This window comes from Pseudomonas sp. LS_2 (assembly GCF_042709235.1).
Lineage (GTDB): Bacteria > Pseudomonadota > Gammaproteobacteria > Pseudomonadales > Pseudomonadaceae > Aquipseudomonas.
Genome location: NZ_JAVAYC010000005.1, coordinates 131,741 through 145,330 on the forward strand (window position 1 = coordinate 131,741; position 13,590 = coordinate 145,330).

General features: G+C 57.7%; 10 protein-coding genes. All 10 read left to right on the forward strand.

Annotation, left to right across the window (positions count from 1 at the left end; genetic code table 11):
- Positions 1–3 precede the first annotated feature (3 nt).
- Entirely contained in the window at positions 4–864 is an 861-nt protein-coding gene (atpG, locus tag RAC97_RS06620) for a F0F1 ATP synthase subunit gamma (protein ID WP_375098466.1), read from the forward strand.
- A gap of 27 nt (positions 865–891) precedes the next feature.
- Positions 892–2,268, forward strand: coding sequence for a F0F1 ATP synthase subunit beta (atpD, locus tag RAC97_RS06625; RefSeq protein ID WP_375098467.1), 1,377 nt, complete (start codon positions 892–894; stop codon positions 2,266–2,268).
- 44 nt (positions 2,269–2,312) lie between these two features.
- Positions 2,313–2,732, forward strand: coding sequence for a F0F1 ATP synthase subunit epsilon (locus RAC97_RS06630; protein WP_375098468.1), 420 nt, complete (start codon positions 2,313–2,315; stop codon positions 2,730–2,732).
- A gap of 121 nt (positions 2,733–2,853) precedes the next feature.
- On the forward strand, positions 2,854–4,221 hold the full coding sequence (glmU, locus tag RAC97_RS06635; RefSeq protein ID WP_375098469.1) for a bifunctional UDP-N-acetylglucosamine diphosphorylase/glucosamine-1-phosphate N-acetyltransferase GlmU: 1,368 nt from the start codon (positions 2,854–2,856) through the stop codon (positions 4,219–4,221).
- 255 nt (positions 4,222–4,476) lie between these two features.
- On the forward strand, positions 4,477–5,253 hold the full coding sequence (locus tag RAC97_RS06640; RefSeq protein ID WP_375098470.1) for a DeoR/GlpR family DNA-binding transcription regulator: 777 nt from the start codon (positions 4,477–4,479) through the stop codon (positions 5,251–5,253).
- 2 nt (positions 5,254–5,255) lie between these two features.
- Complete coding sequence (gene glmS / locus RAC97_RS06645; RefSeq protein ID WP_375098471.1) at positions 5,256–7,091, forward strand: glutamine--fructose-6-phosphate transaminase (isomerizing); 1,836 nt, start codon at positions 5,256–5,258, stop codon at positions 7,089–7,091.
- A gap of 283 nt (positions 7,092–7,374) precedes the next feature.
- Complete coding sequence (locus tag RAC97_RS06650; RefSeq protein WP_375098472.1) at positions 7,375–8,220, forward strand: TnsA endonuclease N-terminal domain-containing protein; 846 nt, start codon at positions 7,375–7,377, stop codon at positions 8,218–8,220.
- On the forward strand, positions 8,217–10,382 hold the full coding sequence (locus tag RAC97_RS06655) for a Mu transposase C-terminal domain-containing protein (protein WP_375098473.1): 2,166 nt from the start codon (positions 8,217–8,219) through the stop codon (positions 10,380–10,382). The genes RAC97_RS06650 and RAC97_RS06655 overlap by 4 nt, the downstream gene beginning before the upstream one ends.
- Positions 10,379–11,839: an ATP-binding protein gene (locus tag RAC97_RS06660; protein WP_375098474.1), complete on the forward strand. Its 1,461-nt coding sequence runs from the start codon at positions 10,379–10,381 to the stop codon at positions 11,837–11,839. The genes RAC97_RS06655 and RAC97_RS06660 overlap by 4 nt, the downstream gene beginning before the upstream one ends.
- 18 nt (positions 11,840–11,857) lie before the next feature.
- Complete coding sequence (locus RAC97_RS06665) at positions 11,858–13,540, forward strand: TnsD family Tn7-like transposition protein (RefSeq protein ID WP_375098475.1); 1,683 nt, start codon at positions 11,858–11,860, stop codon at positions 13,538–13,540.
- Positions 13,541–13,590: the final 50 nt, after the last annotated feature.

Genomic DNA, 13,590 nt, shown 5'->3' on the forward strand with positions numbered 1-13,590 from the left:
TACATGGCAGGCGCAAAAGAGATTCGCAGTAAGATTGCGAGCATCAAAAGCACGCAAAAAATTACCAGCGCCATGGAGAAAGTGGCGGTCAGCAAAATGCGCAAGGCACAACTGCGCATGGCTGCTAGCCGTCCTTACGCGGAGCGTATCCGCCAGGTGATCGGTCATCTGGCCAACGCCAACCCGGAATACCGCCACCCGTTCATGATCGAGCGCCCTGTAAAGCGCGCCGGTTATGTCGTGGTGACGAGTGACCGTGGTCTGTGCGGTGGCTTGAATACCAACCTGTTCAAGGCCCTGGTCAAGGACATGAACGAAAACCGCGAACAGGGCGTGGAAATCGACCTGTGCGTAATCGGCAGCAAGGGTGCGACTTTCTTCCGCATCTTTGGCGGCAACGTCGTAGCCGCGATCAGCCACCTGGGCGAAGAGCCATCGATCAACGACTTGATCGGCTCCGTCAAAGTGATGCTGGACGCCTACCTCGATGGCCGTATCGATCGCCTCTCGGTGGTTTCGAACAAGTTCATCAACACCATGACCCAAAAACCGACGGTCGAGCAGTTGGTACCGTTGGTGGCAACCCCGGATCAGGAACTCAAGCACCACTGGGACTACCTGTACGAACCCGACGCAAAAGAGCTGCTGGACGGCTTGATGGTGCGTTACGTGGAGTCGCAGGTGTACCAGGCGGTGGTCGAGAACAACGCTGCTGAACAAGCGGCCCGGATGATCGCCATGAAGAACGCCACAGACAACGCCGGTGACCTGATCAGCGAACTCCAGCTGATCTACAACAAGGCGCGTCAGGCTGCGATCACCCAGGAGATCTCGGAAATCGTCGGCGGCGCTGCCGCGGTTTAACGGTTCACATATTCAGAGGATCCAGCTATGAGTAGCGGACGTATCGTTCAAATCATCGGCGCCGTCATCGACGTGGAATTCCCACGTGACGTCGTGCCGAGTGTTTACAACGCGCTGAAAGTTCAAGGCGCGGAAACCACCCTGGAAGTTCAGCAGCAGCTGGGCGACGGCGTGGTTCGTACCATCGCGATGGGCTCGACCGAAGGTCTGAAGCGCGGTCTGGACGTCGTCGACACCGGCGCGGCCATCTCCGTCCCCGTCGGCAAGGCCACCCTGGGCCGTATCATGGACGTCCTGGGCAACCCAATCGACGAAGCCGGCCCGATCGGTGAAGAAGAGCGTCGCGGCATTCACCGCGCTGCCCCTTCGTTCGCTGAGCAGGCAGGCGGCAACGACCTGCTGGAAACCGGCATCAAGGTTATCGACCTGGTCTGCCCGTTCGCCAAAGGCGGTAAGGTTGGCCTGTTCGGTGGCGCCGGCGTCGGCAAGACCGTAAACATGATGGAACTGATCCGTAACATCGCCATTGAGCACAGCGGTTATTCCGTGTTCGCCGGTGTGGGTGAGCGTACTCGTGAGGGTAACGACTTCTACCACGAGATGAAGGACTCCAACGTTCTCGACAAAGTAGCGCTGGTCTACGGTCAGATGAACGAGCCACCAGGAAACCGTCTGCGCGTAGCGCTGACCGGCCTGACCATGGCCGAGAAGTTCCGTGACGAAGGTAACGACGTTCTGCTGTTCGTCGACAACATCTATCGTTACACCCTGGCCGGTACCGAAGTATCCGCACTGCTGGGCCGTATGCCTTCGGCAGTAGGCTACCAGCCGACCCTGGCCGAAGAGATGGGCGTTCTGCAAGAGCGTATTACTTCGACCAAGGAAGGTTCGATCACCTCGATCCAGGCCGTATACGTACCTGCGGACGACCTGACCGACCCGTCGCCAGCCACCACCTTCGCCCACCTCGACGCCACCGTCGTTCTGTCCCGTGACATCGCCTCCCTGGGTATCTACCCAGCGGTCGACCCACTGGACTCGACCTCGCGCCAGCTGGACCCGAACGTGATCGGTACCGAGCACTACGAAACTGCCCGTCAGGTCCAGTATGTTCTGCAGCGCTACAAAGAGCTGAAGGACATCATCGCGATCCTGGGTATGGACGAACTGTCCGAGACCGACAAGCAGCTGGTTGCTCGCGCTCGTAAGATCCAGCGCTTCCTGTCGCAGCCGTTCTTCGTGGCCGAAGTCTTCACCGGTTCGCCAGGCAAGTACGTTTCGCTCAAGGACACCATCGCTGGCTTCAGCGGCATCCTCAAAGGTGACTACGACCACCTGCCAGAACAAGCGTTCTACATGGTCGGCGGCATCGACGAAGCGATCGAGAAAGCCAAGAAACTGTAATCCCGGCGCCCCGCGAGGGGCGCTAATCAGGTTGAGGCAAGCAGATGGCTATGACAGTCCATTGCGATATCGTCAGCGCGGAAGGAGAGATCTTCTCCGGTCTGGTCGAGATGGTAGTAGCGCACGGCAACCTGGGCGATCTGGGTATCGCTCCAGGCCACGCGCCGCTGATCACCAATCTCAAGCCAGGCCCGATCACGCTGACCAAGCAGGGTGGCACTCAGGAGGTGTACTACATCTCCGGTGGCTTCCTCGAAGTGCAGCCGAACATGGTCAAGGTTCTTGCCGACACCGTGCAGCGCGCTGCCGACCTGGACGAAGCACAGGCTCAGGAAGCCCTCAGGGCTGCCGAGAACGCGTTGAACGCTAAAGGCTCGGACTTCGACTACGGCGCTGCTGCCGCACGTCTGGCCGAGGCTGCAGCCCAGCTGCGTACTGTCCAGCAATTGCGCAAAGGCAAGTAATTCGGCTTTGGCCGGACACTTTCGCTGCGATTGAGTTAAAGGGTAGCCTCGGCTACCCTTTTTCTTTTCTGAATTTCTCTTTTGGTCAAGTCCCTGACCGCCCAGGATTGGTAGCCAGTCAATGTCCCTCGATATCGTCATTCTCGCCGCAGGCCAAGGTACCCGCATGCGCTCCGCGCTGCCGAAGGTGCTGCACCCGGTCGCCGGCAACTCCATGCTCGGCCATGTTATCCACAGCGCGCGCCAGCTGCAGCCCAAGGGAATCCACGTGGTCATTGGCCATGGTGCCGAGCAGGTGCGCGAGCGCCTGGCTGCCGACGACCTGAACTTCGTCATGCAGGACAAACAGCTCGGCACCGGCCACGCTGTCGCCCAGGCGCTGCCGGCGATCACTGCCGACACCGTGCTGGTGCTCTACGGGGACGTGCCGCTGATCGAGGTGGAAACCTTGCAACGCCTGCTGGCCAAGGCCAACGCCCGGCAACTCGGCCTGCTGACCGTGAATCTGGCTGACCCGACCGGCTATGGCCGTATTGTTCGAGACGCCCAGGGCCAGGTCGCGGCGATCGTCGAGCACAAGGATGCCAGCGACGCGCAGAAGGCGATAAAGGAAGGCAATACCGGCATCCTGGCGCTGCCAGCCAGCCGTTTGGCGGACTGGATGGGCCGCTTGTCCAACAACAACGCCCAGGGCGAGTACTACCTCACCGACGTAATCGCCATGGCTGTGTCCGACGGCCTGGTGGTGGCCACCGAGCAACCGCACGACCCAATGGAAGTGCAGGGCGCCAACGACCGTCGCCAGTTGTCCGAGCTCGAGCGCCATTACCAACTGCGCGAAGGCCGCCGTCTGATGGCCCAGGGTGTGACCCTGCGCGACCCGGCGCGTTTCGACGTGCGTGGCGAGGTGACCGTTGGCCGGGACGTGCTGATCGACATCAATGTGATCCTCGAAGGCAAGGTGGTCATCGAAGACGACGTGCAGATCGGCCCGAACTGCGTCATCAAGGACAGCACCCTGCGCAAGGGTGTCGTGGTCAAGGCCAACAGCCACCTCGAAGGCGCCGTGCTGGGCGAGGGCAGCGATGCCGGCCCGTTCGCTCGCCTGCGTCCGGGCAGCGTGCTGGAGGCCAAGGCCCATGTGGGTAACTTCGTCGAGCTGAAGAATGCGCACCTGGGCGAAGGTGCCAAGGCGGGTCACCTCACCTACCTGGGCGATGCCGAAGTGGGTGCCCGCACCAACATTGGTGCGGGCACCATCACCTGCAATTATGACGGCGCCAACAAATTCAAGACGGTGATGGGCGAAGACGTATTCATTGGCTCGAACAACTCGCTGGTGGCGCCTGTGGATATCCAGGCAGGGGCCACTACTGCCGCGGGTTCGACCATTACCCAGGGTGTCGAGGCCGGGCAACTGGCGGTAGCACGGGCGCGTCAGCGCAATATCGATGGCTGGAAGCGGCCAGAGAAAATTAAGAAAAGCTGACTATCCACAGGCCGTTCGATCGAAAGCCGACTTATGTGAATAAGTCGGCTTTTTCGTTTGAGAGGAATGCGTTGGTGTAGGTCTCTTCGCCGGCAGGTCCACTCCTACAAGTGGTCTGCTGTCTCGACAGCTGCAAGAGCGGGCTTGCCGGTGGAAGGGCCATACCCCTAAAAAGACTTATCCACAGCTTGACTAAGCGTTCATCTTAGGTTTTGATTGCCACTATTATCTTTCGAATCGAAACTTAAACCTGTCATGTCGAAACGAAACACGCCTCTGCGCCGTCACAACATCCTCGCCTTCCTCAGTGAGCAGGGCGAGGTAAGCGTGGACGCCCTGGCCAAGCATTTCGAAACGTCGGAAGTCACCATTCGCAAAGACCTCGCCGCCCTTGAAGCCAATGGCCTGCTGTTGAGGCGCTACGGCGGCGCAGTGCCAGTCCCGCAAGAAATGCTGGGCGAAACCCAGCAACCGGTGTCTTCCTACAAGAAGGCCATCGCCCGCGCCGCTGTAGGCCGTATTCGCGAACACGCACGGATCATCATCGACAGCGGCAGCACCACCGCCGCGATGATCCCCGAGCTGGGCCGTCAGCCAGGCCTGGTGGTGATGACCAACTCGTTGAACGTGGCTCGCGCCATCAGCGAGCAGGAGCACGAACCCGTGCTGCTGATGACCGGCGGCACCTGGGACCCGCATTCCGAGTCGTTCCAGGGCCAGGTCGCCGAGCAGGTACTACGCTCTTACGATTTCGACCAGCTTTTCATCGGCGCCGATGGCATCGACCTGGCCCGCGGTACCACCACCTTCAACGAACTGCTGGGCCTGAGCCGTGTCATGGCCGAGGTCGCCCGGGAAGTGATCGTGATGGTCGAGTCCGACAAGGTCGGGCGCAAGATCCCCAACCTCGAGCTGCCTTGGGGCAGCGTAAACACCCTTATTACGGATGATCGCCTGCCCAGCGCGGCACGCGAACAGATACAAGCACGCGGCATCAACCTGATCTGTGCCGCGATCAGCCAGGAGCAATGACCATGTGTGGAATCGTCGGTGCAGTCGCCGAGCGCAACATCACCTCCATCCTCATCGAAGGCCTCAAGCGCCTGGAATACCGTGGCTATGACAGCGCGGGCCTGGCGGTATGCACCCAGCAGGGCCAGCTCGAGCGACGTCGCCGTATCGGCAAGGTCAGCGAGCTGGAGGCGGCCGTCGCCGCCGACCCGCTGCTCGGCCAGCTAGGCATCGCCCACACACGCTGGGCCACCCATGGCGCCCCGACCGAACACAACGCCCACCCGCATTTCTCCGGTAACGAAGTGGCGGTGGTGCACAACGGCATCATCGAGAACCATGAAGAGCTGCGCGAAGAACTCAAGGGCCTGGGCTACGTATTCACCTCGCAGACCGATACCGAGGTGATCGTTCACCTGATCCACCACCTGCTCAAGACCCAGCCGAACCTGGTCGACGCCCTCAAGGCCGCAGTCAAGCGCCTGCAGGGTGCCTATGGCCTGTCGGTCATCAGCACCGGTCAGCCTGACCGCCTGGTTGCCGCGCGCAGCGGCAGCCCGCTGGTGATCGGCCTGGGCCACGGTGAGAACTTCCTGGCCTCCGACCAGTTGGCCCTGCGTCAGGTCACCGACCGCTTCATGTACCTGGAAGAAGGCGACATCGCCGAGATCCGCCGCGACCAGGTGAGTGTCTGGGACCAGGCCGGCCAGCCGGTACAGCGCGAGACCGTGCAGTACCACGAAGGCGCCGAGGCCGCCGATAAGGGTACCTACCGCCATTTCATGCTCAAGGAAATCCACGAACAGCCCACCGTGGTGCAGCGCACGCTCGAAGGCCGCCTGGGCAAGGACCATGTCATGGTTCAGGCCTTCGGCCCACAGGCCGCCGAGCTGTTCGCCAAGGTGCGCAATGTGCAGATCGTCGCCTGTGGCACCAGCTACCACGCCGGCATGGTCGCGCGTTACTGGCTGGAAAGCCTGGCCGGTATTCCTTGCCAGGTGGAAGTGGCCAGCGAGTTCCGCTACCGCAAGGTGGTAGTGCAGCCTGACACCTTGTTCGTGTCGATTTCCCAGTCCGGCGAAACCGCCGACACCCTGGCCGCGCTGCGCAATGCCAAGGAACTGGGCTTCCTCGGTAGTCTGGCGATCTGCAACGTGGGTATCAGCTCGCTGGTGCGCGAGTCCGACCTGACCCTGCTAACCCTGGCCGGCCCGGAAATCGGCGTGGCCTCGACCAAGGCGTTTACCACCCAACTGGTGTCGCTGATGCTGCTGACCCTGGCCCTGGGCCAGGTACGCGGCACTCTGGAAGCCGGCGTTGAAGCCGAGCTGGTGGATGAGCTGCGCCGCCTGCCTACACGCCTGGGCGAAGCCCTGGCGATGGACAGCGTGGTGGAGAAGACCGCCGAGCTGTTCGCCGACAAGCACCACACCCTGTTCCTCGGGCGTGGTGCGCAATACCCGGTGGCGATGGAAGGCGCGCTCAAGCTCAAGGAAATCTCGTATATCCACGCCGAAGCCTACCCGGCCGGCGAGCTCAAGCACGGCCCGTTGGCCCTGGTGGATGCCGACATGCCGGTGGTGACCGTTGCGCCGAACAACGAGCTGCTGGAGAAGTTGAAGTCCAACCTGCAGGAAGTACGTGCCCGTGGCGGTGAGCTGGTGGTGTTCGCCGACGAGCAGGCCGGCATGAGCAACGGTGAAGGCACCCATGTGATCAAGGTGCCGCACGTTATCGATGCGCTGACGCCGATTCTCTACACCATTCCGCTGCAACTGCTGTCGTACTACGTCGCTGTGCTCAAAGGCACTGATGTCGACCAGCCGCGTAACTTGGCCAAGTCGGTGACGGTAGAGTAAGCCTTCCGCGAGCGCGGTATGGCACTGGCTGCGCGGATTAAAGATTGACACAAAAGGTTAAAGTTTGACACAAGCTATTAAAGTTTGACACAACGCGCAAACCCCCGTATTTACGGGGGTTTGCCGTTTCTGGGCTAAGCCGTTGGTCCGGATTCACCGCTTCGCTTGGCTGCGAGAGTAGTCTGGAAATCCCTTCGACGATGCCGCCGAATGGAGCATATTTTCCTATGACGATTTTTTGAGTATCAGGTGAAGCACTCCGGTTGGACTGAGGAGGTAGGGGTTGCGCGGTCGTAGGTTTGCTTCAAAGCAGGATATTGAACGGCACATTGCCAACGGATTTGGGTCCGGCGCCGGGGTCGGTTACGTGCCTTGGTTGCGTGTCCAGGATGTCCCTTCGATGGGGCGCTCCCACAAAATTCCAGGCGTTAAAGTCGAGCGCATACATCATCTTTTGTCCGATCTCGAACGAGCCTACCTCTTGGTCTGCGAGTTTTCTGAAGACGTAGTGGACATCCGGGAGCAATACCCGTTGCTGCCTGAGGAGAGCACACAAGCCATCGCAAAGGCGATTGGCGTCCGTTATCCCAGATACAAATCTACTGCCCTGCCGCTGGTAATGACGACAGACTTCTTACTAACCGTTAGGCAGCCAAACGGAGACTTTAAGTCCGTAGCTAGGACAATTAAGTATCAGCAAGACCTCAATTCGCTTCGCACACTGGAAAAGTTAGAGATCGAGAGACGATTCTGGATGAGCCAGGGAGTGGACTGGGCCATTGTGACTGAGGAAATGTTTACGCCAGACCTGATTAAAAATCTTGGACTTCTCAGGCGGTATACGCAACTTCCCCGTGCGCTGGCGAGCTCGGAACTTCATGCTGAATTCCTTGAATTTCTAGAATCTAGCAAAGCTTACCCTTGGGCCACGTCTGAATGTCTAAGAAGAATTGCTACACGGTTAGGGATAGCGTACGGCGATGCTAGGGATATTTTCTTCAATCTGATCTGGCGCAAGGTAATTTTGATTGATTTAAGTAATGCCCCATTGCATCTCAAGTCTCCTCTGCCAGAGTTCAAGATTGTTTACTCTTCAGCCCTGAGCGCATTGAATGAGAGATCGTTATGAATATTTCAGTCAATGACATATTCGAGCCCGTCACAGAATTCTCGGTTTTCACTACCTTAACCAGAGTCCTTCATCTTGATGATGAGCATGACGCAGCGATCGTAATAGATCTGGTCGAGCCGCCAAGAAAGCCCTACCCCGTAGGAATTGAGGAACTCAGGCTCTCGCTGGAGACCGGCGACACCAAATCCGTCGTCACAGGAGTTCCCGAGTTCCTGCTGGTCTTGGAAGATGATCTTGATGAAAGCTCCAAGCGTGACAGGGATGAAAAGTGGGCGGTGATTGCGCCGCTTCTGGATCCGGCCTACCCAGGACAGATCTTCGTTCGTGGCGAGATGGGTCGCCTTGTTGGAAACCGGGCTGCTGAGCTTGGCATGCATCGAAAGTCTATTTATCGTCTCTTGTATAGATATTGGTTCTATGGCCAAGTAAGAAACGCGCTTCTCAAAAATTATTCAGCGGTGGGTGTTGCCAACAGAAATTACACTCAGGATAAACGACCCGGCCCTAAGCCTAAGTTTCAGGGTGACCTGGTCACACCCTCCAAGTTGCTCACTGTTGTCGATAAACGGTGTATTCGAGTAGGTTATGCACTATATGTTAACGATAAAGCGCCCTCGATACGCATTGCTTATGACAAGATGCTTAATAGATTCTACTCTGTAAAAGATATTTCTAAAAGTGCAGAGAATCGAATTCGTTTACTTCCAGATGCCGATATACCAAATTACAATCAGTTCGATTATTGGGGCAAAATATTCTTTGACGAGATCGAGACTGATCGCGGGCGTAAGGGTTTGACGAAGTGGCTCAAGGATTGTCGTCCGCTGTCCGGCACCGTTCGCGATTGGCTCCGGGGCCCTTGTCACCAATTCGAGATTGACGCAACGATCGCAGACATTTACTTGGTCAACAGTTATTCCCGGCGGATGCTGATTGGCAGGCCTGTGGTCTACATCGTGGTGGACAGCTACTCGGGGATGATTGTTGGTCTGTATATTGGTCTAGAGGGGCCGAGCTGGAATGGTGCGCGGCAGGCATTGTTCAATGCATTCACCTCCAAGGTGGATTTTTGCGCGCAGAACGGCGTCGCTATCACTTCCAAGGATTGGGACTGTCATCACCTGCCACAGAACGTTTACGCCGATCGAGGTGAGATGTTGTCTTTGGCAGCGGAAGGGCTGGCAACTGGTTTGGGCATAGAGATGGGTACGGCACCTCCGTACCGTCCAGATTGGAAGCCTATGGTCGAAAGCCGGTTCGGGATCCTCAATGATTTAACCGGTATCAGGTGGTTACCGGGCGGTGTGGCCGCGCGGGATAAGGAGCGGGGCGAGCGAGATTATCGACTCGACGCCACTTTAAACCTGAAGGAGTTTACCCAGGTCGTCATCGAGTGCGTCTTGCACTACAACCGTTATCATCGACAGCCTGAACGTCTTACCCAAGCGATGATGCATGATGGCGTCGAGCCTACTCCGCTGGGCATATGGTCCTGGGCCTCGGAGAATGACCTGATCCAGCCCAACAACCGGCCTGACGATTTGATCTATCTCCACCTGTTGCCTCGTGAACGAGCCACGGTGCAGAAGGGCGGCGTGATGTTTCGCGGGATGCACTATGTATGTGAGTTTGCGATCCAAGAAAACTGGTTTGCCAAAGCTCGCCGCAATGGCGTCTGGTCGATCGATTGCCGGTTCGATCCGAACTCTGCCGCCCATATTTGGATCCAGGGTGAGAACAAGCAGTTTCTGCGCTGCGATCTTCGACATTCGGATGCGAAGTACGCCGGTTATCGCTCGGACGAGATCTACGATCTGCTGGAAGCGTATCGGCAAACACCACCCGCTCATAAGCGCGCGGAGCTGGAGAGTCGTGTGGGATTGGTCGACACCGTGGAGCAGATCATCAGCACTGCTAGGGCCGAGCGCAAGCTTGAGCCTCCTGCGAATAGCAAGTCTGAAGCGGTGGCCAACATCCGCGAGAATCGTTCTGAGGAACGCCAGCGGGAGCGTGAAAACGCCACTGTCCCAGAGGGTGTTCGAGCAGAGCCCGAACCCGCAGTGGAAGCCCCCATCATTGCACACGACTCGTATGCGGGCCCACGCAGCGCGCAGGTCATCGATCTGCTCAGAAGACTTCGTCCGGGACAGAGTAAATGAAAGGCGCACGGATTTTCGCGAGCTACACCAAGCAGGCCATATCTGAATATGCGGGAAACCCGTTGATCGAGGCCCTGCCGCCAATCCTTGGGGAAGCGACGGCCATCGAGTTGATATCGAATTTCCCCCAGCCAGTAACACCTGAAGAGCTTGAGCTCGACGGAGCGACTCGGATCCACTGCATTGAACGGCTGAGGACAGTCGTGCAGCCGTTCCTGTTGCATTTGGAGCTGGAGTCCATGTTCTCCCTATTGGTCCGCCGCGGATACGTCGGACGCAATCCAACCTCACCCGACACGGTCAGGCACCTGCATTCGTTGTCGGGGGCCCAGCGTTATCATGACTCCTTCAAATCGACGGCTGATTCCTTCAGCGTTGTAGGCCTGAGTGGTATTGGGAAGTCGACAGCGCTCCACGCCATTCTGAGCCTCTACCCGCAGACGATTCGACATGAGCGCTATGAGGGCAACCAATTTGTCCACACCCAGATCACCTGGCTCAAATTGGATTGCCCGCGCGATGGATCGCTGGCTGGATTTTGCCAGCAGTTTTTCCACGCCGTCGGTCAAGCGCTCGGCGACCAGGATTATCACAAGCGGCACCGGCACCGGAATATCAACGATGCGCTGCAGCAGATGGAGCAGGTAGCCAGTACGTTCTTCATTGGCGCCTTACTGGTCGATGAGCTGCAAAACCTCCACCTGGCGAAAACGGGAGGTAAGGAAAGCATGCTGAACTTCTTCCTCCACCTAGTGAACAACATTGGCATCCCCGTCGTGTTCATAGGCACGAATTCGATGATCAGCTTGTTCTCGGACGTCATGCGCGTTGCACGACGCAGTGGCAGTACCGTCGAGTTCAAGCGGTTCGAAAAGGATGATGAGGAGTGGCAGTTTCTGGTTGAAAATCTCTGGAGTTACCAGTGGTGTAGGCAGAGGACTGAACTGACGCCCGAGATCTTTGACGTGTTGTACGAGCACACCCAAGGCGTAACAGACTTTCTGGTGAAGCTACTCGTGCTCTGCCAGCGCTACGCCATTCAAAGTGGCTCCGAATGCCTTACTGCGGAGGCGATCGGCAAGGTGAGCAATGCCAAGATGCAAATTCTCAAGCCAGCGCTTTCAGCTCTGCGCAGCCGGGATCCTGCTCGTATGCGGCAGTTCGATGACCTGCTTCCCATTGAGGAGCAGTTAATCGACATGATGTCGTTTGATGGGCTTCCACGAGCAGACCGGCTTGCGCTGCTCCGTGGTGTGAGGTCGCATACGAAGCCAGTGGGCCCATCTTCAGCACTGGCTCCAAGTAAACCCATAGCTCCCGCTGCACCTGCAGTTGTCGCAGTGGAGGCATCGCAAGCAAAGGCACTGAGTGAGCAGCCTGACACCATCGCAGCGCTCAAGTCAGCGGATTGGATAGCCAAGGATCTTTTTGAGTTTTCCCCGGCTTACCGCAAATGATGATTCGAAGGTGGCGAAATGGAGCTGAAATTCCATTTCTTCCCAACGGCTTTTCCTGACGAGACACTTCACAGTGTCCTTTCTCGCTATGCCCGGCTTTGCGGTGGAAGTAGTCGCAAAGCCGCGTTCATTGGGGAGAGAGCTGCTGCCTCGTTCACCCAGAACGTAGCGTTTCCAAGTCGATTGGGTAGTTTGGTCGAGGCTCTTCCTTGTGGCGCTCGCCTCTCGGTGGCTCAGATCATTGCGCGCCATACCCTGCTGCCTTATTACGCCCCCTTTCTGACCCGCACTCAGTTGCAGCAGGCCAAAGCTTCGATGGCCGGCGAGGGCAAAGGGCTAATGTTAAAGTTAGGCATAAATGCCAGCCGTATTGAGTGGGCTTCGAGAGCTCGGCTCTGTTGTAAGTGCCTTGAAGAAGACATCCGCCTAGTTGGTGCAGCTTACTGGCACCGAGCTCACCAGCTTCCTGGTGTGTTGGTATGTCCCCAGCATGGCACTCTTCTCATGGTTGTGGACCCTGGTTGGAACAGCCGCAATTCACGTCAACTCAATCTTCCTGACGATGACGGCGTGCAAGCTCATTCGATCCTGCTCGATGCTGCCAATCAAACCCTACCGGGGCTGCGGCAGATCGCATTGTGTTCACAGCGGTTGCTGGGATTGCAGCCTTGCTCTCTTCAAGCTGATGTAGTGCGAGCTAACCTTCTGCAAGGCGCTGCATCCCTGGAACTGACCACTGGTTCACGGCATCGGTTGGACTTGCGCCGCTTGGGTATGCACATGGTCAGTTTTTTTAAAACGCTCCCGGCCGCCTCGGAGTACTTGATTCTTCGCGAATGCTCAGCAGTTTTTCCCGCGACCTGGGTCACCAAGCTGCTTCGTCGACCAAGAGGCACCCACCATCCACTCAAATACGTCGTTCTGGCCAGCGCTTTGGAAGTAGACCTGACGCGCATCCCCTGTATCGACAAGTCATCAGAACCTGCTCGTGAGCGACCATCGCCATTTGTTGCCTGGTCTTCACAAACGATGCGATCTCAGTCCGTAGCCGAGGGATTGGATGGTTTACCGGCTGAGATTTGGAAGCTGGCTCTTGAGGGGAGCGAAGCACGGCAGATCGCCGATGCATTGGGTGTATCTCAGGTTTATGTGTACCGGGTCATTCGCGCAGAAAACCTTGGCCCTAACACATGGAAAGAAGCCAGATTGCTAAGGCAATGCCGGCAGCGCCGGACATCCTTTGAGGATGAGTATCGGCATCTGCCAGCACACCAATGCCGGGATTATGCATGGCTGTATCGATGTGACCGGGCCTGGCTTTCGGACTGCATAGCGAAAAACGAAAATCTCCATGCACGCAGGCCGGACAGCGCAGGAAGATTCACTGCAATTGACGCGCAACTCGCCGAGCAGATCTGGTGTTGTGCACAACGGCTTCGTGCTTTACCAGGAAGGCCTGTATGGGTCTCGCGGACAAGAGTTGGGCGAGATCTGCATGTCCAGGCTCGCTTCGAGAAACAGCTTTCAAAGCTGCCCCTTTGCCGGATTGCGTTGGACCAAGCTTGTGAGTCCGTCGAGCAATTTCGCGCTCGGCGCCTGTTATGGGCGGAGGCGAAGCTGTTGGATGAGCAGAGAAACGTCACCCGATCAGCGTTGTACCGTACTGCTTGCATCAGGCCGGAGATGATTCGTGAGGAATAATAGTGGTCTGATTGTTGGAAGCACCCTAATGCCAGATCAAGGTAGAAGAG

What these genes read in the sequence shown, in the direction of transcription:
- atpG (WP_375098466.1), top strand. Translation starts at nt 4, where the DNA reads ATGGCAGGCGCAAAAGAGATTCGCAGTAAGATTGCGAGCATCAAAAGC.
- atpD (WP_375098467.1), top strand. Translation starts at nt 892, where the DNA reads ATGAGTAGCGGACGTATCGTTCAAATCATCGGCGCCGTCATCGACGTG.
- RAC97_RS06630 (WP_375098468.1), top strand. Translation starts at nt 2,313, where the DNA reads ATGGCTATGACAGTCCATTGCGATATCGTCAGCGCGGAAGGAGAGATC.
- glmU (WP_375098469.1), top strand. Translation starts at nt 2,854, where the DNA reads ATGTCCCTCGATATCGTCATTCTCGCCGCAGGCCAAGGTACCCGCATG.
- RAC97_RS06640 (WP_375098470.1), top strand. Translation starts at nt 4,477, where the DNA reads ATGTCGAAACGAAACACGCCTCTGCGCCGTCACAACATCCTCGCCTTC.
- glmS (WP_375098471.1), top strand. Translation starts at nt 5,256, where the DNA reads ATGTGTGGAATCGTCGGTGCAGTCGCCGAGCGCAACATCACCTCCATC.
- RAC97_RS06655 (WP_375098473.1), top strand. Translation starts at nt 8,217, where the DNA reads ATGAATATTTCAGTCAATGACATATTCGAGCCCGTCACAGAATTCTCG.
- RAC97_RS06660 (WP_375098474.1), top strand. Translation starts at nt 10,379, where the DNA reads ATGAAAGGCGCACGGATTTTCGCGAGCTACACCAAGCAGGCCATATCT.
- RAC97_RS06665 (WP_375098475.1), top strand. Translation starts at nt 11,858, where the DNA reads ATGGAGCTGAAATTCCATTTCTTCCCAACGGCTTTTCCTGACGAGACA.